This window comes from Streptomyces sp. NPDC088745 (assembly GCF_044751045.1).
GTDB lineage: Bacteria > Actinomycetota > Actinomycetes > Streptomycetales > Streptomycetaceae > Streptomyces > Streptomyces cremeus.
The window spans coordinates 98,598-116,628 of the sequence record NZ_JBIVLB010000016.1 but is presented as its reverse complement, the minus strand read 5'-3'; the positions used below and the strand labels follow the sequence as shown (position 1 = coordinate 116,628).

Genomic DNA, 18,031 nt, shown 5'->3' with positions numbered 1-18,031 from the left:
ACTTGTTCGGGAGATTCTTCATGCTGTCGCTGGTGCCGTACGTGCCGCCGATCGCTCGTGACGCGGCGAGTTGTGTGTGCGGTGTGTCGCGCTGGGTCTTCGAAGAGGTCCTATGTCAGTCCTGCCGGAGCACAGCAGTGGAGGAGCATGGCGAGCGCCTCACCCGGCTGCTGGCTGACATCTCGTACGACTACCGCGACATTCACCTGACGTGGTCGGCTGCCGGGGAGAGCCCGGAATCGTTCAACCCGCGGGTTCTGTTCATGGCTCCCGACGTCACAGACCCTGACCGGGGCAAGATCCAGTTGCGCTGGTTCCACTACTGGGCGGACGACATGCTGGTGGCCGCCTGCGCCGCCGGGGCCAGCGACGACGAGGTCCTGGCGCTCGCGGTCGCTCAGGCTCACTACGCCATCGCCACGCTCGCCGTCCACGAGGTGGGCGAATGGTTCACCTACCGCGGGAAGCAGGTCTTTCCGCCGCACCGTTCCGATCCTGGCTTTCCCGCTGACGAAGAGAACGGCCCGGACGGCAACGGAGCAGTGGTGCTGTGGCTCGCGTACGACCGCCAGAACAACCCGGCTCGTGCGTCAGGAGCCGTTGCGGCAGCGTCGGCCGGCGGCTGGAAGCCGTACCTGACCGACATCGGGACCCTGCCCGGTCAGAGGCTGGACGCCGGCGATTCCGGCATCACGGTGGAAGGCCCAGGTGACGCCCCAGCTACCTGGTTCTCCTGGGCCGATGCGACCGGAGCCTTCTCCCCCGGAGCCGAGGATGACCGGTCGAGAACCCTGCACGCCGTGCATCAGAGCATCGTGTCCTCCGAACTCAGTGTGGTCGCCCGGCATCTACTCGTGCGCGGCCAGCCTGTGCTCGCGCCATCGCCCGGCTCGGAGGGCTCAGGACTGACCTGGCGGTTCCATCTCACCTACGACGGATGACCAGGCGCTTCGGCAGTGGTGAACGGCCCGTCCCGCGCACCGATCTGCAACTGCACCGACAACCCCATCGACCCGACGGCCGAGAGGATTTCGCCGGGCCTCGGCATCGAGAGCGCTCGAGATCAGACTGGGCCCCACGATCCACGCCCCTGTGCGATCCTCACCTCTCCGACCACTCCAGGAGTCGTTAGCCATGGCCCTTGAGGCAGACCGCACCCTCCTCGGTCCCGAGCAGCCACTCGACGAGGCCGAGCACGATCAACGAGTTCGCGCGCACCTGGCCAAGCTGGCCAATGCTCGCGGCCTGTCGGTCGACAAGGTCGTGGAGGCGTTGAATGCGACCCTGGCGTCCGGGCAACCGCTGATCACAGATCCTGAGCACGACGGCGAGGCTTCCCCCGGGCTTCCAAGCAGCCGAAAGGGGGGCACGGTCACCCAGCAGCGGCCGGCGGACTCGGTCTGGGGCGTGACGTCAGTGGACTACCAAGGGCCGCCGGTCGCTCAGCGCAGCCCCTGCGCGGGTACGGAGCGGTGTCCCTGGCGGCGGGACGCGGTTCCGGGCGCTTTTCCTGCGGAGGCATTCCGTCTCTCCGCTCCGACGTCCTACTCGGACAGTGGCCGCCGATTCGGCTGCCACTCCTCGTCTGCTGAAGCGCCGCGGGTTTGTGCTGGGTGGCTGCTGCGCGGCGCCTCGGGAAACCAGCAGGTGATGAAACTGCTGGAGGCCGGGCTCATTCAGGTGCCGATGCTGCCCGCTGAGGTGGAGTTGTACGACGACTACGCGGAGATGGCCGTGGCCAACGGTGTCGCGGAGGACGACCCGACGCTCGCCCCGATTCTTCGGCGACGGTCGCAAGAGATGTGCGCGTACAACGAGACGCCGCCAGTGGGGGACGTGGCTGAGGACAAGCAGGACCGGCGTTCGGGCGGTGCCGGGTGACCGTCGACGCCGACCAGTCGGGCGCCACGGCGTCTGAGATGCTCCAGGAGTGGATCGCCCGCTACCGGCAGCTGCCGCTCGGGGACGACTCGTGGGTCTACGCCAGCTTCGCGGAGCTCGTCGCCCGCCACGGGCAGGCGTACGAGCCGGCTGCCTGGCCCATGCCCGACGCCCAGCAGCCGGGGCGCTGCTTTCACGTCGCCCGTCGGTGGGCCGAGGAGACCAGGTGGACGTACGTGGAAGGCTTCGTGCTCGTTCCGTCGGAGATCCCGTTCAGCGGCTTCGAGCATGCCTGGTGCCTGACGGCCGAAGGCAAGGTGGCCGATCCGGCGCTGCCAGACGGGTGGGCCACGGCCTACTTCGGGGTTCCGCTCTCTGACCGCTTCTGCCGGGAGCAGCGGGCGCTGCGCGGGACGGATGCGGTTCTGACCTTCGATCCGGTCAAGTTCTGGGAAGGGGCGAACACGACCATCCTGCGCCAGGGACTGCCCTCGTATGCCGTAAGCCTCACCGAGCGCACCACCTGACCGTCGTCGTTCCAACGATGCGGCTCGCGCGCTTCCGGCGGCTGTCCGCTTCACGGGGCAGGCTGCGCTCGTCTTGACCACCAGGACAGCGTCCGCCGCGGACCAGCCGCGGCAGCGCTTCGTACGTGCCCGGCTCCCCCGAGCCTGCACCCTTCTGTCCCGAGCGGACCGATCGGAGAGCGGCCATGCCCCAGCTTCCCTACGAGACGATCACCCTGCGGGTCCTTCTCCCCCACGATCTGAACCGGACTGTAGCGTCACTCTCCGGCCGCGCTTACGACGCCCGCACGGCCGCCGGCAGCGAGTTCCAGGTCCACGGCAACCTGCACGACGCCAAGACCACCCGCCAGTGGATGGCCCGAGGGGGGCCTGCTCCCCAGCCGCAGGTGCTGCTGAACGGACTCGCCCACGAGGGCCTGATCGAGGACGGTGACTACCGGATCAAGGGATAGCGGGAGGCAGAATTCGCCGCTGTTCCTGCGCGGCCGGTAAGGACGGCTTCACTCTTCTGAGCACCGTCCCTCGCAGCGAAGGAACCTCATTCCCATGACTCGGCAGACGCCCACCCACATCGAGCACACCACCCTGAACCCGAGGGCCCGCGGGGCTCACGACCTCGTTCGCCAGGTCAAGGAAGGGCAGCTCGACGTGGATCCTCCCTACCAGCGGGGCAGTGTCTGGACGGAGGACCAGCGAGTGGCACTCGTCCGTTCCTGGATGATCGGCCTGCCCGCTGGCGTGATCATCATCAGCGATCGCGACAATCCGAACTGGGCCGCAGCCACGGAAGACGTGTACAAGGCCAAGGCGGCGATATGGGCGGCCGTCGACGGGAAGCAGCGGATCCTGACAGCGAAGCTGTGGTTCACCGATCAGTTCGCTGTTCCCGCCTCCTGGTTCGACCCGGCCGTTGTGGAGCAGACCGAGCTCACTGAGGATGGCCCCTACGTCCGCTATGGCGGGCTGAGCCAGCCCGGACGGCTCAAGTTCGACCGCCGCGCTCAGTTCCAGGTCGCCGAGTTCCGGACGGCCGGAACGATCCATGATGAGGCCGCCATGTACCTGCTCGTCAACGGCGGCGGCACGCCCCACACCGGCCAGGAGATGCAGCACGCCCGGGAAATCGCCGAGAAGAAGCCGTAGGTCCTCCGGCCCGAACTGCGCATTGAGGCCATGCGGCCCGCAGCAGGGCCCTAGGGTTGCGGCCATGGAAGCGACCGCCCCGGCCGAGGCCCTGCTGCTCGTCACCGCCAGCACGGTGCCGGGGACCGACGTGGGCAATCTCGGCCAGCGTCTCGCCGACACCGTGGTCCACCTGCCCGGCCCCGCGGCCGCCGTCGTCGGGAGGAGCACCGTTCCGAAGGACATCGCGTCATGGGCCGCCGAGTTGGGAGAGCGTCAGGGCATGGCCGGTGCGGCCGCCGACCTGGTGATGTACTTCGCGCGCCTGTGGTTCCGCCCCAGCCCAGACCTGCCGGCCGACGCTGTCGCAGTCGCCATCGCATGCCGTCAGGTGTGGGAAACCCATCTTCGCGACGTCGAACTGTCCGGCCTTACCGACGTGGTGTGCTTGCCTGCGCCTGACGCGGACGCGTGGCTCCGAGGCGCATCGGGTTGCACCTCGCTCGCCAGGACCGCCGGCGCTCCTCCAGGCTTGATTCCCGAGAACGGCGCGTAACACGGACGGGCTGCTCCACCTGCGCACTCCACCGCACCGGCCTCCCCATCAGGCGACGGGTCGGCCTCGGGTGTCTCCGCCCCGTGAGCGCAGGGTCGTCCCGGCCTCGGTAAGCAGGAGGTGAACGAAGCCGTAGGAGCGTCCGCAGCCCTCGGCCAGGGTCCGGATCGAAGCTCCCTTGTCGTACGCCCGCCTCAAGTCGGCACCCAGCTTCTTCCGCGCCAGTCCAGTAATCCACGCACGGCTGCCCAACACGTCGTCTTCCTCTCTCTGCGCGAACAACCTCCCGGCGCCAGCTGCGCCCAGGAGCATGCTCACTCTCCCGGTGAGCAGCACCATTCCGGTCCCCGGACACCAGCGCCAGCTTCGCCGGGGCGGTGTGGCTTGTGGGGCAGTGGCAGACGGACTGCAGCGACACCCTCATACGCCGCACTCAGGACGGTGCGGGCCGGGACCCGTGCTGGAAGTACGTCAGGACACGGGCACATGGGTTGCTGCCACGCTCCTGTTCGGCCTCGGTGCGCGGCTACCCGCGACCGGCCCGGTGGCCAGCCCGCCGGATCCGGTCACCTACCCGTTCCAGGATTCGCGACGGCGCGACGCACTGCCGTGGAGCGCGGTTTCTTGCGGTCATGCCAGACAACGACCTCGCTCGTCGCCTCCGCGACCAGCTCACCGCCCACCCCGTCCCGCAAGATCCTCACGCCTGGATCACTGCTCACCTGCCCGACATCGGCCACGCGGGCCGACCCATCGATGCCGCCCGCGACGCCCTGGGCATCAGCGAAGAGGACGCGGCCGCCCTACTCGATGCAGGTCTCCTACCGGAGCAGTTGCTGGCGGCACTCGATCAGCTCTCCGACGGTGCTGCGACGATCAACTGGGAAGCGGCGTATGCCGCCGCCTACGGCCTCGAGGACGGTGGCTTCAGCGTCACAGCCGAGCATCAAGCACGCCGCCGCGTGTGGGGAGTCACCCACGACCTGATCACTGACGGCACCAGGCGCAGCGGCAGCCGTGGGCTACCAGCCAGCGTTATGCAGTTCATTGTGGCCGGCTGGGTGGACGACTGTCTGACCAGCGGACAGGAGCCGACCTTCTGGCGTGACGAGCGCGGGATCTGGCGGACCGCCAACGGGGCGCTGTACGTGCCCCGGCTGACCGAGGCCGCCGTCATCTACCCCGGCAGCATGCAGGGCACCGAGGACGCGCTCGCCGCGCTCGGCGCCTCTGCACTGACCTGGGTGGGCGTCCTCGGTGAGCGCCGCCTGCGCCACGCCATCGTCCCCGCCGACAAACTGAGCGTCCTCAGCCAGAGCGCACACATTCGTACCCTCGGCACTCCGCCGCCGGACACCGTCTACACGTATCTGCACACCTCGTGGCTGCGCACCAGCGGCGACGTCTGCCAGCGCTGCGGCACGGTGGCGTTCCTCGCCCGGGCCACCGACTGGCCCGGGGCCCCGGCCCTGTGCCCCGACTGTCACGAGGCGATGAGAACCGCTCAGGCAGCCGCTGGGCACCAGTGCGCGGACGGGTGCGCGCAGCCTGTCGACCACACGGGGCTGTGCCTTCCCTGACCCGGTGTTACCCCTCGGTGCCCGACGTCGGGCACCGAGGGGTGCAGGCATCACCGCACGCAGCGTCCCGTGTCTGATCTGCGGGCGGCTGTCCTGCGCGTCATGGTCGACGACACAGGCCACGACAGGGCCACGCCTTCAGATTCGCCGCCGCTGCGGTGCCGTCCCTCACGGCCCGCACCATCGCCCCTGCTTCCTCTCGCACCGGGCAACTAGGAGAACGTCGTGGGGCTTTCTATCCGAGCAGGTCGACCGAACGGCCCGCTGCCCAGTGATCCTTTGCCGCAGTGGTCGTACGCGGGCTTCAGTCTCTTCCGCCGCGGGATCGCCAGCCACATCGGCATAAACCTCTCTCAGATGCACGGCTACGGCGGCGACCGTCGATGGAGCAGCGTGACCAGTCCTCTGCGTCACCTCCTGGACCACGACGACGACCGGGGCGAGCTGACGCCTGAGCAGGCGCGCGTGCTTGCCCCGGCTCTGAGCGGAGCTCTCGCCGAACTCGGCCGCAGTGACCCCGATGGCCTCCTGTGGGGGCCGGATGGCTACAACGGGCGCGCTGGGCGGGAGTTCGTCGACCTCCTCACGCTCTGCGCCGAGGAGGACGTCCCAGCCGTCTTCTGCTGACCCCTAAGCGCCACGAGTCCGTGGCACGCCGACTCTTGCCGTCTCATGACGAAAGCGCGACAGCAGCCGCTGTCGATTCGGCTCGCCGCGGACTCCTCGCCGCAGGGGCCAACGCGATGGGCTCGTGCCGGTTCCCTCCTGAGCAGGCGGAGCGGCTGCCTGCCGGCCGCCATCGGTGCCTCCGGGGACCGGCCGCCCGCCATCAGACGTGGTGCGTCCGCGAGGGAGCTGTCCTGACCGCTGCGTGGACGGGTTCTGATGCTGTGTCCGCATCTGCTGACACCTTGCGTGCTGACAGACGACGAACGGAGAAGTCAGTGAACCGTGAGGAACGACGCCGTGCCGAGCGTGCGGCGCGCAGGAACCGCAGGGGTCAGGAACCGGGGCCGTCCTTTCAGGCTCCGGCGGGCCGGATCGCCCGGGCGGCCGTGTTCTCGCCCGCCGACGAGGAGCGGCAGCGCCAGGATTTCCTGGCCGGCGGCGTGTTCGCGGACGGCGCCGGGGTGATGTTCCCCGAGGGCGACGGGCCCGGGCTGAGCCCGGTGTTCGTTGTCTACGTCCATGACGACGAACGCACGTTCGGGCCGGCACCGCAGCTTCGGACCGCTTTCGATCTGCTGGACGAGATGGGGTCGGTCGCTCTGCACGAGCGTATGCCGGTGGCCACCTCATGGTCGGGGATGAGCGGCAGCAGCCCGCTGGTCAAGCTGAAGCTCGGGTTCCCCGGGCCCCACCCCGCAAGGGGATCGGCGGACCTGGTGCTGCTCGCGGACCAGTACGCCGAGCTCTGGCAGTACATCGTCGGCGGCGGCCTGATCGGAGTTACCACGCAGCAGCGCCTGGAAAAGGCAACGAACCATCCGGGAGCGTCCTTCACGGATGGGCTGGAAGCCTGCGTCCTTCTGGGGATCGGTTCTTCCCCGGTCCTGGAGCAGCTCATGCACCTGTACCGGTGGCCCCAGCCCACCAGTGCCGTCTGACAGCTCTGTCCAAAACGGCTGACACGTCAGCCACAGCGCTGTAGCGGCGGCGCCCATCCGTCGCCGGCCCGGCGTGACTGCCGATGCCGGGACCCCGACCAGTGGGCCAGACACCCCCTTCTCCCCCACCCCGCTGACCGCCCGTGTGCAGGTCGGCATGACTCACCACGCCCACCCGCCGCCCGCTATGCGGCTTACATCACCTTGGAGCTGATTTCAGTTGCGTAACCTGTCCTCGAACGCCCGCCGTGGGACCGCCGCCGCGCTCACGTTCGCCGCACTCGCTGGCACCTCGCTTCTCGCCGCTTCGCCGGCGTCGGCGCTCTCCTACAAGTGCACCACCAGCACGAAGTCCATCGACAACCCGGCCTACTCCGGCCCGTGGGCGGACAACTGGGACATCAAGATCAGTCTCTGCTCCGCCCGCTCCGGCTCGACGGTTTACAGCTACGCGAAGGCCTCCTGGGACGGCCCCGTCGGGGAGGTCGACGACACGTCGATCTTCAACGGCGCATACCTGCGGATCTGGATAGCCAAGTCCGTGGCCGGCACCGATCCGGTTGTCCGCAGCGGCAACTACTACGGGATCGAAGCCAGGCTGGAGAACTCCGACTACTGGGGCAACTACAACAACAGCTACACCACGCCGACGATCAGCTACCCGGTCGGGAGCGCGAAGGCGTACGTCGACGGACAGCTGAAGCTCGAATGGCGCAACGACGGCAAGGGCTACCTGAACTATGACTACAGCGCCTCGCCGATGGTCTGACCAGCCAACGGTCCTACGGCTCCGCGGGTGTCGGCCGACCTGACGCCGCACAGACCAGCCGCCAATCGGTGGCACGTCCAGGCCACCTGCCCCTGTCGGCGCCGAGGGCCTTCGACCGCCTCCACCGCTGACCGCCTGTCCGCTGGCAGGGTCCGCAGCACCACGTGCGCCCCCTACCAGCGGTGGACCGCGCCAACGCGAATTCGCGTGGAGAAGTGCTTTGGCGATCAGCGGCCTCACCTTGGCGACGTCCAAAGACGACGCGATAAGGAGCGCCACCAGCAGTGAGCACCATCAACATGACCAAGGGCTCTGCGCCCGCCCGCATGACCAAGTCCTCCAGCATCCGGGTGCGGTGCTGGTGGGACAGCCGAACCGACTACGACCTGTACGCCCTCGTCGTCTACGCCGACGGCCGAGTCGAGACGGTCGCTACCTTCCCCGCGGAGGGAGTGCCCGCCCAGCTCACCACAGCCGACGGGGCGGTGAAGCATCTCGGCGACGTCGGCCGCCAGACGGTCGGAGTTGCCGAGGAGATCATCGAGATCGCCCTGGACGACTCGATACGCGCCGTGATCCCAGTCGCCTACTCCGCTCAGTCGAACGGCACCGGGTCCTTCTTCGAGTACCGCGTCTCCATGGAACTCGACAACGGCCTCGGCGACCGGGTCGTCATCACGGCGGAGAACGCCAACAACAACAGCCGCATCTACACGTGCGTGCCGGGCATGCTGGAGAACACCCCGGGCGGGGTGAACGTCCACGCCCTGGAGCACTACTCCAAGCCGAGGTCCGAGAACCGGCCGCTCGTCAGCCTCGTGCGCCGAGGCCTGATGAAGAAGGCCGAGGTGGTAGCCATCGACATGGACGCGGGGCCGCGTAACGCGTACAAGTAGCATCCCCCAGCCACCGTTGAGGGAGCAGAGCACGCTGCTCGCGGCGTGCTCCGCCCTCGGGTGGAACGCGTTATCGAGGCGCCTGGTGGCTTGCCCAGCCACCAGGCGCCTCGGGCGTTCCGTCTGAGCTGGCCTCCAGCACCCTGCCGGCGCCGATGGTATTGCCCCGGTTAGGAACCGGCCCTCTCCTCCCCTGCTGGGCCGTACCTTTCTGCCGAGCAATGCAGTCAGCATTCTGGGCACCCAGCGGTAGGGGTCGGCAACTACGACTGTCCGCTTCCATGCCTAAGTTCGCGGCGTGACAGACGATGAGGCACTCAACGATCTCCTGAAGCGGGCCTGCCTGATCTTCGACGCTCGCGCGACGCACACCGCGGGCGCCGCCGGCTCGTTCACCACCATGCACATCAACCAGCTCGCCGACGACCTGCTTGCCGCACTGGACTCATGCGAGGTTGCGGAGCGCCCCTACCTCATGGAGGGGTACCGAAGTCTGAGCTTGGCCGCAGACATTCCCCCTGGCCGGTCCTGCCAGCAGCGCGAGATGCTCGTGGATGTCGCCCGCCAGGGGCTGGCGTACGTCGTCACCGGAAGGCACGAAGGACGTCCAGCTACCAAGGGCGAAGCCTTGGCGCTACTCCAGCACCGGTGGACTGCCTCGATGCTGGCTTGGGCCGACTTCTTCCCACCCTCACTGGACGAGGTCTCACCTTCCTGCAGGTGCGGCGCCATGAGGCTCGGCTATGGGACGTGCGGCTCCAGCGTCCAATCCGACGAGAACCGGGTGCCGGGCAACTCGGTTCAGCAGTGCGCATGAGCAAGGTCCACGGGTCACGCTTGTTCTGGGCTCCGAGGCGTTCCTGTCCGCCCGGTAGGTGGTTGGCATGGCTCCGAGCTCATGGTGCCGAGGGGGATTCGCCAGAACTCGGTACCACCGCATTCGTCGAGGACCCTCTGCTCCGTAAGCGCCAGCCAAGTGCAGCGCACCCCCACCCCTTGTGGAGACAGGAGCAGTTGTTCGTGCCCATATCAATCCGTTCCTCTACCGCTACCACCGGGAAGTCGAAGCCGATGTCTCGTTCCGTCCGCATGGCCGCTCGGATGGCAACCGGCGTCGCTCTTCTCGCCTGCGCGCTCAGTGCCTGCGGTGGCTCCGGGGACGGCTCTGTCTCCGGTGCCCGCGATGACCTTCGGATCGTCACGAAGAAGACCGTGACCGACACTCGCCCCCGGATGGTCGAGCAGTGCACTACCGGCACCAAGCAGGTCAAGCACACCTCTACGACAAAGGGGAAGACGCGCACCTGGTACACGACCGAACCGACCCGGACCTGCCGGAAGGTGCAGCAGGGCACGGAGACCTTTGACCGGGTCGTCCGGCGGCCCCGGTGGTGCGTCGAACTCGACGACGTCGACGGCAACACAGGCAGGGACGACGTCTGGTACGAGGTGGACTCCGCGACGTACACCAAGGCGGCCGCCGCTGCGGAGGGCGACAAGCTCGCTTTCACGCCGCTGCGAGCTGGGTGCTGATCCGTCATTCACCGGCAGGGCCCAGGACACGCTCCTGGGCCCTGCGGGCTGTGGCCAGGACGTGCCGGCCGTTCATGGAAGGCGAGTGCAGGTTCCGCTGCCCTGTGCGGCTGGTCGGCTACTGACGCCAGCCGCTAGTTCACGTCCCCGCGCCGCTCAATCAGCGCGGCTGGAACGAACGCGGTGTCCATGGTGGTGAAGTCGGGGCCGTCGCCGTAGATCAGCATCCATATTCCGTCGGCGGTCTCAACTTCCACGGTGTTCAGCGAGGGTCCGGAATCCCCGAACGGCTCGACGTTCCCATTCATGAGGCCAACGGTAGAAGGGCTGAGACGAACCTGCACCCATGAACACCATACTGCGCGGCTGGCCCCTTGTCCGTCGCCACGTGGGACAACGTCTTCAGTTCACTTGCTCATCTGGCGGCCCTGCTCGGCCGGAATTCGCGGAAACTCTGGCCGCTTCATGCACCCGGCGCACCATCGGCTCCCTTACTCAGATCACCTCGCCCACGGAGCCCGCATGTATGCCAGCCGGTCCCGCGCTTCCTCTGCTGGAAGTGCATTCCGCTTCACCCCACGCCCTCATCAGGAGGAGGCGCTGCACGACATCATGCGGACCGCTGGGGACCGCGCACTGGTGGTGATGGCGTGCGGGACGGGCAAGTCCCTTGTGGGACGTGAAACGGCCCGAAGGCGGGCGGCCTCTTCGGTACTCGTCGCGGTGCCGACCCTCGCACTCGCCGAGCAAGTGCATCGCGGGTGGGCATCTGACTTCCCCGGAACTCTGGACACACTCATCGTCTGCTCGGACTCCGCGGTGGGCGGGGCGGACGTGCCGGTGACCGTCGACCCCGAGCGGGTCGCCGCGTTCCTCGCTACGGCGGAGGCCGGGCGGATACGGCTGGTGATCTCGACCTATCAGTCGGTGGGGCGGATAGCCGAGGCGTACGCGGGACGTTCCCTCTCGCCACTGGACCTCATCGTTCTGGACGAGGCCCACCACACCGCTGGGCCGTCGGGAAAGTCCTATGCAGTCGTGCTCGACAATGACCGGATTCCGGCGGCGTTCCGTCTGTCGCTTACGGCCACGAGTCGTATTCACGAGGGCGCGGACGGCACGGCGGATGTCATTTCGATGAATGACGAGGCGCAGTACGGCACTCGGGTTCACGAGCTGACGTTCGGCGCCGCCATCCAGCGGAACCTGCTGGCCGACTACGAGGTTGCCATCGTCCTGGTCTCCGACGAGGACGTGCACGCCGCACTGCAGAAGGAGGCGACGTCCCGGACCGGCCCCGGGGACTCCTCGACGGTGGCCGCTCAGATCGCCCTTGCGCGGGCCATGCGCGAACGTGAGCTGCGCAGCGTGATCGCCTTCCACAGCCGGGTAGCTCGCTCCAAGCGCTTCTCTGCCTCCCTCGGCTCGATCAGCACAGCAGCAGGCGTGTCGATCACCTCTCTGCACATGGACGCCGCCACCCCGGCAGGGAAACGCGCTGAGCAACTGGCCATGCTGGCCGCGCCCGCCGGGGGTGAACGGGTCGTCCTCAATAACGTCCGTACCCTGACCGAGGGGGTAGACGTCACCAGCGTCGACGGCGTCTGCCTGGTGGACCCGAAGTCCTCCCAGACAGACATCGTGCAGGCTGTCGGCCGGGCGCTGAGGCTCCATCCCGAGCACGACCGTCCGGCGACGATCCTCCTCCCGGTCTACGTCGCGCCGGGCGAGAATCCGCAGGCGGTCCTGGAAGCCAGCGCCTTCCAGCATGTCTGGCGGGTCCTGGCCACGCTCCGCGATCAGGACGAGCGTATGGACGCTGCCCTCACTGCCGCTCGCCGTCGGTTGAGCAGTGAGCCGTCGGCGGACGGCATCGACGCCCGGGCGATACTGCCCGAGAAGGTCAAGATCTACGGCAGCGCGACGGTGGGGGCCCGCTTCGTGCAGGCCCTGGGCGTCCACGTCCTGGAGAACACCACCGAGGACTGGTACCGGTGGCTCGGCCTGCTGGAGCGTTACGTCGCACAGCACGGACACGCCACTGTGCCCTTCTCCACCGAGGCCGGGAGCCTCGGGGCCTGGGCGGCTCGTCAAAGGTCCCTGCGCACGGCTGGCAAGCTCCTGCCCCGGCGGGAGGAGCTGCTGTCGGGGCAGCCTGGATGGACGTGGAACCTTGCCGACACCAAGCGCGAGCAGGGGCGAACGGAGCTGGAAGCGTTCGTCGCAGTCAGGGGTCACGCCAGGGTGCCACGGGGCTTCGTCTCCCCCACGGGCTACCGGTTGGACAACTTCGTCACGCTGGCTCGCAACCGATACCGCGACAAGCTGATGGACGCCGATGAGATCGCGTACTACGAAGCCCTGCCCGGCTGGATGTGGCACGTACACGACGCGAAGTTCGAGCTCCTTCTCAAGCACCTCGACGACTTCATCAGCGAGCACGGGCATGCGCGGGTTCCACAGCCGTACAAGGTGGACAAGGACGGCATCCAGTTCGCCCTCGGTAACGCCGTTTCGCGGAAGCGGACGGCTTACCGCAGGGGGACGCTACCCGCCGGTCAGGCGGAGACTCTGGAACAGCGGCCCGAATGGATGTGGGACGGCCACGCTGCCGCCTGGGAGGCGAGCTTCGAGGTGCTGGCCGACTGGGCCGCCGCCCACGGCCACCTGAAGGTCCCCTTCGACGAAGCGATCAACGGCGTTGGCCTCTACCGCTGGCTGCTGAAGCAGAAGGCCCTCGTCCGCGAGGGCGAGCAGCCCGCCGAGCGGCGCCGCCGCCTGGAAGCTCTTCCTGGGTGGTCCAGCGTGGAGTGACACGTAGGCCTACAAGGCGAGGTCGCCGGGCCGCCCCGCGGCCTCACCTGTTCGAGCGGAAGCTCAGCACCGTCCAGGTAAGCGACCTGCTGGCAAAGCAGTGCACACCCCGGCCGGCATCCAGACCAGCGGGTCGAAACTGTCCGGCGGCGCCTCCCTCATAGGCAGAATGCGAATGCCATCAACACCGAGAACACCAGGGATGAGCCGGTGAGCCCACGACCTCGTAAGCAGAGAGCACCCGAGCCCTCGGTGAACGGCCTCCAGCCGAAGATCACCGAGGATGAGAACACTGCCCCGGACAGGTACAAGCTCGAGTGTCCGCTGTGCGGCGAGGTCGGCCGGTACCGGTTCGCGCTGCTGGCACGGCGAGGGTTCGAGGAACATGTCGACGAGAACCACCCGGCAGTCGAGAGTCCGCTGGACCAGGTCCGCACTCTCGTCGACATGGCCGAGACCGAGGCTGGAACCTGGGAGTGCACCATCGGTGCCGAAAGTTACGTGGCCCGGCAGTACAGTCCCGGCAGGTTCACTGTGGAACTGGTCAGCCGCCGGACTCTGATCGACGCCCGGCTGGCGACCCTGGACGACGCACGGATCACCATCGGCGGCCACGCCAAGCTCGTCAGCTCCGCCCTGGCGACGGCTGCGACCATCCAGCTGCGCCAGGGGCGCCCGACCCATACGGTTCCTCTGGAGTAGCCCTCGGTCACAGGAAGTCTCAGAGCCGGCGGCCATAGGCAAGCTGGGCGCTCGGCCCCTCACGCAGCAAGAACAGCATCGCCGACCGGTCAGTCGGCTAGCGTGCTTCGCTGGGAAGGACCGATCGCCCACGACATGCTTCCCTCACATCACGGCAGGGCAGTCGACGAGCGGATTCCCGTCGAAGTGGAGTCGGGGTCCGCCTGGGTCCTCGGATCCTCGGCTGGTCTGGCGAGCAGCAGCTTCACCTGCTTGACTGACGCTCCGGTCGCCAGGGCGATGTCACTCCTGGATGCCCGTCGCAGAGCCAGGGCCTCCACGGCCTCGGCCAAGGCCGTCGTACGGGCATCCTCAGCAGCACGCAGTGTCTCCAGCTCCGGCGTCACGGGGATGATCTCCACCTCGGCAGTCACGCCTACGAGTGCGAGGCCATCCTCGACACTCTCGCGGACCAGCCGCAGCGTCCGCCCACTCCCGTACACGCCGTGCTCGGGCTCGTGCGCCACCCACAGCCGGCCGCGGCGGGTGGCCCGGCACTCAATGACCTCGCTCACGCCGCACACTCCAGGTTCTCGATGATCTGCTGGGCGACCGCGTCCGGGATGGGGGTGGGCAGGACTACCTGCTGGGCGCCGATCCGGTACCGCGTGTGGCTACCGGTGCTGTCGACCAGCGTGACCGTCAACCCTCGTCGGCCGGCGGCAGCCTGAATGCGCAGCAGCGGGCCGCCCTCCGTGCCTGCCTGAAGCATGGCGGTCACCTCCTGGGCCTGCTTCCACTGCTCCAGGCTCACCACAGCTTCGTGCACAGGGCCTGGTGACCACACCCACTTCGAGATCGGGTTCCACCGCGAGTAGCCCGGCCGCCCGGTCCTCGACGCCTTCCGGTTGTAGACCTGGTAGCCGGTGAGCTTGGGGTTCCCGATCAGGCCCTCGACCCGGTTGTGCGTCCACTGGCCCTCGATCGGGTACCGCTCGGGGTCGGCCGACAGGATCGCGATGATGTCCGCCGCCTTCAGGTATTCCTCCCGTCGCAGGCGGCACAGCTCCCGGGTCGCGTCGAAGCGTCGCACGTCCGGGTGCGGGACGAGCTTCTTCTTCGGTCGCGCTTCGCCGAACCGGCCCCGGGTCGGTGGCGGCGCGTTCTCATCGACGACCGCGACGTAGGGGTACGGCGGGATGCCATGGTTCCAGCCGCCGACGGCATGCTGGACCTGCCCACCCATGGACATTTCGTTCATGGCGATCTTGTAGAGCTCCGCGTCGACCTGGCCGTAGCGGCGGGTGCGCAGTCGGCCGGACTCGGTGCCGCCGGTCGGTTCGTTGGCGTACACCACCTCCACGCCGGCCTTCTGGAGCTCATGCTCCACGGTCAGGCTGGTCAGCATGGCCCGCGCGACCCGGTCGGAGCGTTCGGCCAGGACGTGGGTAATCCCCATCAGCTCGGCGTGTGCGAGGAGATCCTGGAGACCGCCGTCTCGGGGGGTAGGGACGCGCAGCGCTTCGTACATCTCGCGCGGGCCGAGACCCCGGGCTTCCGGGGGAAGCATCCCTGATTCGACGTCCCAGTAGTACTGGGCGAACTCCTCGCCGGGTTCCAGGCGTTGGGCGGCAAGGGTCACTTGCCGGGGTATGGACGAGGACGGGTTCTGATGATCCTTGGTGGAGACCCGGCCGACGAAGGCCGACCGGCGCGGTCGCGTGTCCACCTGTATGTAGTTCGACAAGTCGCTGAGGTCGATGGGTGGTCCGAAGGCGGTGAGCATGATCTTCCTGGGTGCTGAGAGAGCGGATGCATCCTCGCGGTGGCGAATGACCGCGGCCGGGCTCCGAATGGCAGGCCGAGGGTATTCACCGCAGGCGCGACATAAGGCTCATCGCTGTCCTTCGAAAAGGTGAGGGAAGCAGGAGAGAGTCGCGGTGTCTCGACCCTATGGGGCACCACTGACAGCCGCCGTGTTTCAACCCCGCCCCTTGCACTGTCAGTTGGCGCCTGACGACGTAACGGTCCCGGAATTCGCGACGGTGCGATGGATCCAGCCTTCTGAACGCAACATCGGCCTCCTTGACGCCCCCCAGACCGAGGAAGCCGATGTCCATTCGTCCGGTCCGCCGCTCCGAGTCGACCCAGAACGCTGCCGCGGGAAACGTCGTTCTCGTCGAGACACTGCGGCTTGCAGTGCCCCTCCATATCGCCGAGCTCCGCGACCGTCCCACTGACGTGCTCGTGGCCATCGCCAGCCGGTCGGCCAGCGTCGTCGGCTCCAAGGGCGACGTTCTCCAGTTCCACTCTCCGAAGCGAGGGGCGGCAGCCGAAGCGTTCAACGCGCTCGCGAGGGGGCTGGCAGCCGCCGCGATCGTCACACACGGTGGTGTCACCTTCGCCGGCTCGCACTGGTGCACCGTCGACGCCTGCTCGGGTCCCGACGCCGACCATCCGCAGCCGGACGTCACCCCGTCCTGATCCGTATCGGCCCCGGGTTGTGCCTGCGGACGTAGCACGCGGCGGCGGCGCCGCACCGACAGTGTCTGCCCGGGCCATCGAGAGGTCGGGAGGCCCAACCCCATGTCTCACACCGAACGCCACTTCGACAACGCCGAGATGGCCCTACTCCTCGATGAGGAATGCAGTTACTGCCGCGCCGCAGTCGGCCAGTGCTGCGACCCTGACTGCCAGTTGGGTGCCATCGATCCCAGCTACACCCGCGAGGAGGAGTTCCCCTCGGTGTGGGAGCCGCCGCCCCCACCTGGCTGGTGACCACCTCGCGCCACTCCCACCGATACCCCAGCCGCGGTGGGCCACGGCACGTCATGAACCCGACGCCCCACCGATGCCCCGCAGAGCGTGGCCGGTTCACCGGCCACTATGCAGCCCGCCCCCCGAATGGAGACCAGATGCCTCACATCGAACCGGAGCGCGTCGACGAACTGCGCGCTCGCGTCGCGGCAGCCGCCCGCGCGATCACCATCAGGCTCGGCCCCAACGCTCTCGCGATGGCATCAGCACAGCAGCCGATCCGCCTATCCGGGGGTGAGGCCGACATGGTCGCTACCGCCGTCGTTGACGTACTCGCGCAGGAGATGCTGCTCGCTCACCAGGACTGGGAGCGCAGTGGAGTATCCCTGCGCTCGTGCTTGGTACCTGGCTGCCTCCGCCAGTTCGACATGATCGCCTCCCTCTCCGGTGCACCTCCAGAACGCGAGGACTGGTCAAGTGATGGCTGGCTCCAGCACCGGCCGCTGAGCGGTCACGCGTGCCCCGAGCATGCGCAGGCTCTTTGGACATCGGGCAGGCATATCCCGAACTGGCACCACCACAGCGACGACGACACTCGTCTGTTCTGTGCCTGTGGGTGGGAGTCCGGCAAGGTGCAGTTCCGGGGCCACGGCGTCACGCTGTGGCAGGCGCACGCACTCGAGGTCCTGAACAAGGACCCGGGCTACACGGCCAGCACGGCCAGCACGGTGCAGACCTCGATGACTGCGGAGCAGCTCACTGAGCTCGCCGTCAGCGCCCAGCGGCGGGGCCCCGGGCTGGCAGCCGGCCGGACCAAGGAGCAGCTTGCCGCCGTAATGCCGGACTTCATGCGCGATGCCGTGGACGCCCATGTGCCGGGCCTGGCCGCACTACGGGCCGTCGCCGACGCGGCCCGTGACCGGTACGAGCGTGGGCTGATTGCCTGGCTGGAGACCCTGGACTGAGATCCTCTGCCGCCCGTCACCGCCAGGCGGGCGGCGGTGTACCCCCTGGCCGTTGGCCTGTCCAACGGCCAGGGGGCCTGTGCCCTGCGGTATCGCCCTCCGCCTTCGCCGGGCTTCGCAGGCCTCGCGGGCACTCACAGATCTGCTGCGTCCCATCCCAGAATCCGTGATCGTCAGCCGTGGACCCGCTCGGGGCCCATGGGGACGCCCGCTGGTCCCTTCGGAGAGGATGGGGTTGTGAGCTTCCCTGCACCACCCTGCGCAGAGTGCGTCGAACCGCTTCAGTACGACGTGGAGATACGCCGCTTCGTCTGCGGCAACCTCCAGTGCTCAGCGCTGGGTA

Annotated in this window: 22 protein-coding genes; 18 read left to right on the top strand and 4 right to left on the bottom strand. The window is 68.0% G+C overall.

Annotated elements, in window-relative coordinates:
- Nucleotides 1–20 precede the first annotated feature (20 nt).
- The 6 genes from ACIP93_RS31565 to ACIP93_RS31540 all read left to right on the top strand — a co-directional run bounded on the left by ACIP93_RS31565 (nt 21) and on the right by ACIP93_RS31540 (nt 4,086).
- Nucleotides 21–941: a hypothetical protein gene (locus ACIP93_RS31565; RefSeq protein WP_401764385.1), complete on the top strand. Its 921-nt coding sequence runs from the start codon at nt 21–23 to the stop codon at nt 939–941.
- A 193-nt stretch (nt 942–1,134) separates the two neighbouring features.
- Complete coding sequence (locus ACIP93_RS31560) at nt 1,135–1,881, top strand: DUF6283 family protein (protein WP_401764382.1); 747 nt, start codon at nt 1,135–1,137, stop codon at nt 1,879–1,881.
- On the top strand, nt 1,878–2,408 hold the full coding sequence (locus ACIP93_RS31555) for a hypothetical protein (protein ID WP_401764379.1): 531 nt from the start codon (nt 1,878–1,880) through the stop codon (nt 2,406–2,408). The genes ACIP93_RS31560 and ACIP93_RS31555 overlap by 4 nt, the downstream gene beginning before the upstream one ends.
- A 185-nt stretch (nt 2,409–2,593) precedes the next feature.
- Nucleotides 2,594–2,860 carry a hypothetical protein gene (locus tag ACIP93_RS31550; protein WP_401764377.1) on the top strand — a complete coding sequence of 89 codons (267 nt, stop codon included), beginning with the start codon at nt 2,594–2,596 and terminating at the stop codon, nt 2,858–2,860.
- 94 nt (nt 2,861–2,954) lie between these two features.
- Nucleotides 2,955–3,551: a DUF262 domain-containing protein gene (locus ACIP93_RS31545; protein WP_401764374.1), complete on the top strand. Its 597-nt coding sequence runs from the start codon at nt 2,955–2,957 to the stop codon at nt 3,549–3,551.
- 64 nt (nt 3,552–3,615) lie between these two features.
- Entirely contained in the window at nt 3,616–4,086 is a 471-nt protein-coding gene (locus ACIP93_RS31540) for a hypothetical protein (RefSeq protein ID WP_401764371.1), read from the top strand.
- A 48-nt stretch (nt 4,087–4,134) separates the two neighbouring features.
- On the opposite strand, the gene ACIP93_RS31535 is transcribed toward ACIP93_RS31540, so the two are convergent.
- Nucleotides 4,135–4,398 (bottom strand): helix-turn-helix domain-containing protein, encoded by a 264-nt coding sequence (locus ACIP93_RS31535; protein ID WP_401764511.1) that lies wholly within the window; start codon nt 4,396–4,398, stop codon nt 4,135–4,137.
- A 320-nt stretch (nt 4,399–4,718) separates the two neighbouring features.
- Between ACIP93_RS31535 and ACIP93_RS31530 the strand changes: the two genes are divergently transcribed.
- From ACIP93_RS31530 to ACIP93_RS31500, 7 genes are all read left to right on the top strand, one after another.
- Complete coding sequence (locus tag ACIP93_RS31530; protein WP_401764368.1) at nt 4,719–5,666, top strand: hypothetical protein; 948 nt, start codon at nt 4,719–4,721, stop codon at nt 5,664–5,666.
- A 393-nt stretch (nt 5,667–6,059) separates the two neighbouring features.
- Nucleotides 6,060–6,293 (top strand): hypothetical protein, encoded by a 234-nt coding sequence (locus ACIP93_RS31525; RefSeq protein WP_401764365.1) that lies wholly within the window; start codon nt 6,060–6,062, stop codon nt 6,291–6,293.
- A 317-nt stretch (nt 6,294–6,610) separates the two neighbouring features.
- Nucleotides 6,611–7,273, top strand: a complete 663-nt coding sequence (locus tag ACIP93_RS31520; protein ID WP_401764363.1) for a hypothetical protein — start codon at nt 6,611–6,613, stop codon at nt 7,271–7,273.
- Nucleotides 7,274–7,493: 220 nt separating this feature from the next.
- On the top strand, nt 7,494–8,042 hold the full coding sequence (locus ACIP93_RS31515; RefSeq protein WP_401764361.1) for a hypothetical protein: 549 nt from the start codon (nt 7,494–7,496) through the stop codon (nt 8,040–8,042).
- A 284-nt stretch (nt 8,043–8,326) separates the two neighbouring features.
- Complete coding sequence (locus ACIP93_RS31510; protein WP_401764358.1) at nt 8,327–8,938, top strand: TerD family protein; 612 nt, start codon at nt 8,327–8,329, stop codon at nt 8,936–8,938.
- A gap of 298 nt (nt 8,939–9,236) precedes the next feature.
- Entirely contained in the window at nt 9,237–9,755 is a 519-nt protein-coding gene (locus tag ACIP93_RS31505) for a hypothetical protein (protein ID WP_401764355.1), read from the top strand.
- Between the two features lie 395 nt (nt 9,756–10,150).
- Nucleotides 10,151–10,471, top strand: coding sequence for a hypothetical protein (locus ACIP93_RS31500; RefSeq protein ID WP_401764352.1), 321 nt, complete (start codon nt 10,151–10,153; stop codon nt 10,469–10,471).
- A 134-nt stretch (nt 10,472–10,605) separates the two neighbouring features.
- On the opposite strand, the gene ACIP93_RS31495 is transcribed toward ACIP93_RS31500, so the two are convergent.
- The gene (locus tag ACIP93_RS31495) at nt 10,606–10,779 is read right to left on the bottom strand and encodes a hypothetical protein (protein ID WP_401764350.1); all 174 of its coding nucleotides are present in this window, start codon (nt 10,777–10,779) and stop codon (nt 10,606–10,608) included.
- Between the two features lie 214 nt (nt 10,780–10,993).
- Between ACIP93_RS31495 and ACIP93_RS31490 the strand changes: the two genes are divergently transcribed.
- Nucleotides 10,994–13,285 (top strand): Helicase associated domain protein, encoded by a 2,292-nt coding sequence (locus ACIP93_RS31490; protein WP_401764349.1) that lies wholly within the window; start codon nt 10,994–10,996, stop codon nt 13,283–13,285.
- Between the two features lie 210 nt (nt 13,286–13,495).
- A complete protein-coding gene (locus tag ACIP93_RS31485) occupies nt 13,496–13,987 on the top strand; it encodes a hypothetical protein (RefSeq protein WP_401764346.1) in 492 nt (163 codons plus the stop codon).
- A 149-nt stretch (nt 13,988–14,136) separates the two neighbouring features.
- On the opposite strand, the gene ACIP93_RS31480 is transcribed toward ACIP93_RS31485, so the two are convergent.
- Nucleotides 14,137–14,541, bottom strand: a complete 405-nt coding sequence (locus ACIP93_RS31480; RefSeq protein WP_401764343.1) for a hypothetical protein — start codon at nt 14,539–14,541, stop codon at nt 14,137–14,139.
- Nucleotides 14,538–15,752, bottom strand: coding sequence for a recombinase family protein (locus tag ACIP93_RS31475; RefSeq protein WP_401764340.1), 1,215 nt, complete (start codon nt 15,750–15,752; stop codon nt 14,538–14,540). Before ACIP93_RS31475 ends, ACIP93_RS31480 begins: the two co-directional genes overlap by 4 nt.
- Nucleotides 15,753–16,078: 326 nt before the next feature.
- Here ACIP93_RS31475 and ACIP93_RS31470 point away from each other — a divergent pair, with 326 nt between their 5' ends.
- From ACIP93_RS31470 to ACIP93_RS31460, 3 genes are all read left to right on the top strand, one after another.
- On the top strand, nt 16,079–16,450 hold the full coding sequence (locus ACIP93_RS31470) for a hypothetical protein (protein WP_401764337.1): 372 nt from the start codon (nt 16,079–16,081) through the stop codon (nt 16,448–16,450).
- A gap of 102 nt (nt 16,451–16,552) precedes the next feature.
- Nucleotides 16,553–16,744, top strand: a complete 192-nt coding sequence (locus ACIP93_RS31465) for a hypothetical protein (RefSeq protein ID WP_401764334.1) — start codon at nt 16,553–16,555, stop codon at nt 16,742–16,744.
- 137 nt (nt 16,745–16,881) lie between these two features.
- Complete coding sequence (locus ACIP93_RS31460; protein WP_401764332.1) at nt 16,882–17,688, top strand: hypothetical protein; 807 nt, start codon at nt 16,882–16,884, stop codon at nt 17,686–17,688.
- Nucleotides 17,689–18,031: the final 343 nt, after the last annotated feature.

Bases quoted from the DNA above. Each gene is read 5' to 3' on its own strand.
- ACIP93_RS31565 (WP_401764385.1), top strand. From the start codon at position 21: ATGCTGTCGCTGGTGCCGTACGTGCCGCCGATCGCTCGTGACGCGGCG.
- ACIP93_RS31560 (WP_401764382.1), top strand. From the start codon at position 1,135: ATGGCCCTTGAGGCAGACCGCACCCTCCTCGGTCCCGAGCAGCCACTC.
- ACIP93_RS31550 (WP_401764377.1), top strand. From the start codon at position 2,594: ATGCCCCAGCTTCCCTACGAGACGATCACCCTGCGGGTCCTTCTCCCC.
- ACIP93_RS31545 (WP_401764374.1), top strand. From the start codon at position 2,955: ATGACTCGGCAGACGCCCACCCACATCGAGCACACCACCCTGAACCCG.
- ACIP93_RS31540 (WP_401764371.1), top strand. From the start codon at position 3,616: ATGGAAGCGACCGCCCCGGCCGAGGCCCTGCTGCTCGTCACCGCCAGC.
- ACIP93_RS31535 (WP_401764511.1), bottom strand. From the start codon at position 4,398: ATGCTCCTGGGCGCAGCTGGCGCCGGGAGGTTGTTCGCGCAGAGAGAG.
- ACIP93_RS31530 (WP_401764368.1), top strand. From the start codon at position 4,719: ATGCCAGACAACGACCTCGCTCGTCGCCTCCGCGACCAGCTCACCGCC.
- ACIP93_RS31495 (WP_401764350.1), bottom strand. From the start codon at position 10,779: ATGAATGGGAACGTCGAGCCGTTCGGGGATTCCGGACCCTCGCTGAAC.
- ACIP93_RS31490 (WP_401764349.1), top strand. From the start codon at position 10,994: ATGTATGCCAGCCGGTCCCGCGCTTCCTCTGCTGGAAGTGCATTCCGC.
- ACIP93_RS31475 (WP_401764340.1), bottom strand. From the start codon at position 15,752: ATGCTCACCGCCTTCGGACCACCCATCGACCTCAGCGACTTGTCGAAC.
- ACIP93_RS31470 (WP_401764337.1), top strand. From the start codon at position 16,079: ATGTCCATTCGTCCGGTCCGCCGCTCCGAGTCGACCCAGAACGCTGCC.
- ACIP93_RS31465 (WP_401764334.1), top strand. From the start codon at position 16,553: ATGTCTCACACCGAACGCCACTTCGACAACGCCGAGATGGCCCTACTC.
- ACIP93_RS31460 (WP_401764332.1), top strand. From the start codon at position 16,882: ATGCCTCACATCGAACCGGAGCGCGTCGACGAACTGCGCGCTCGCGTC.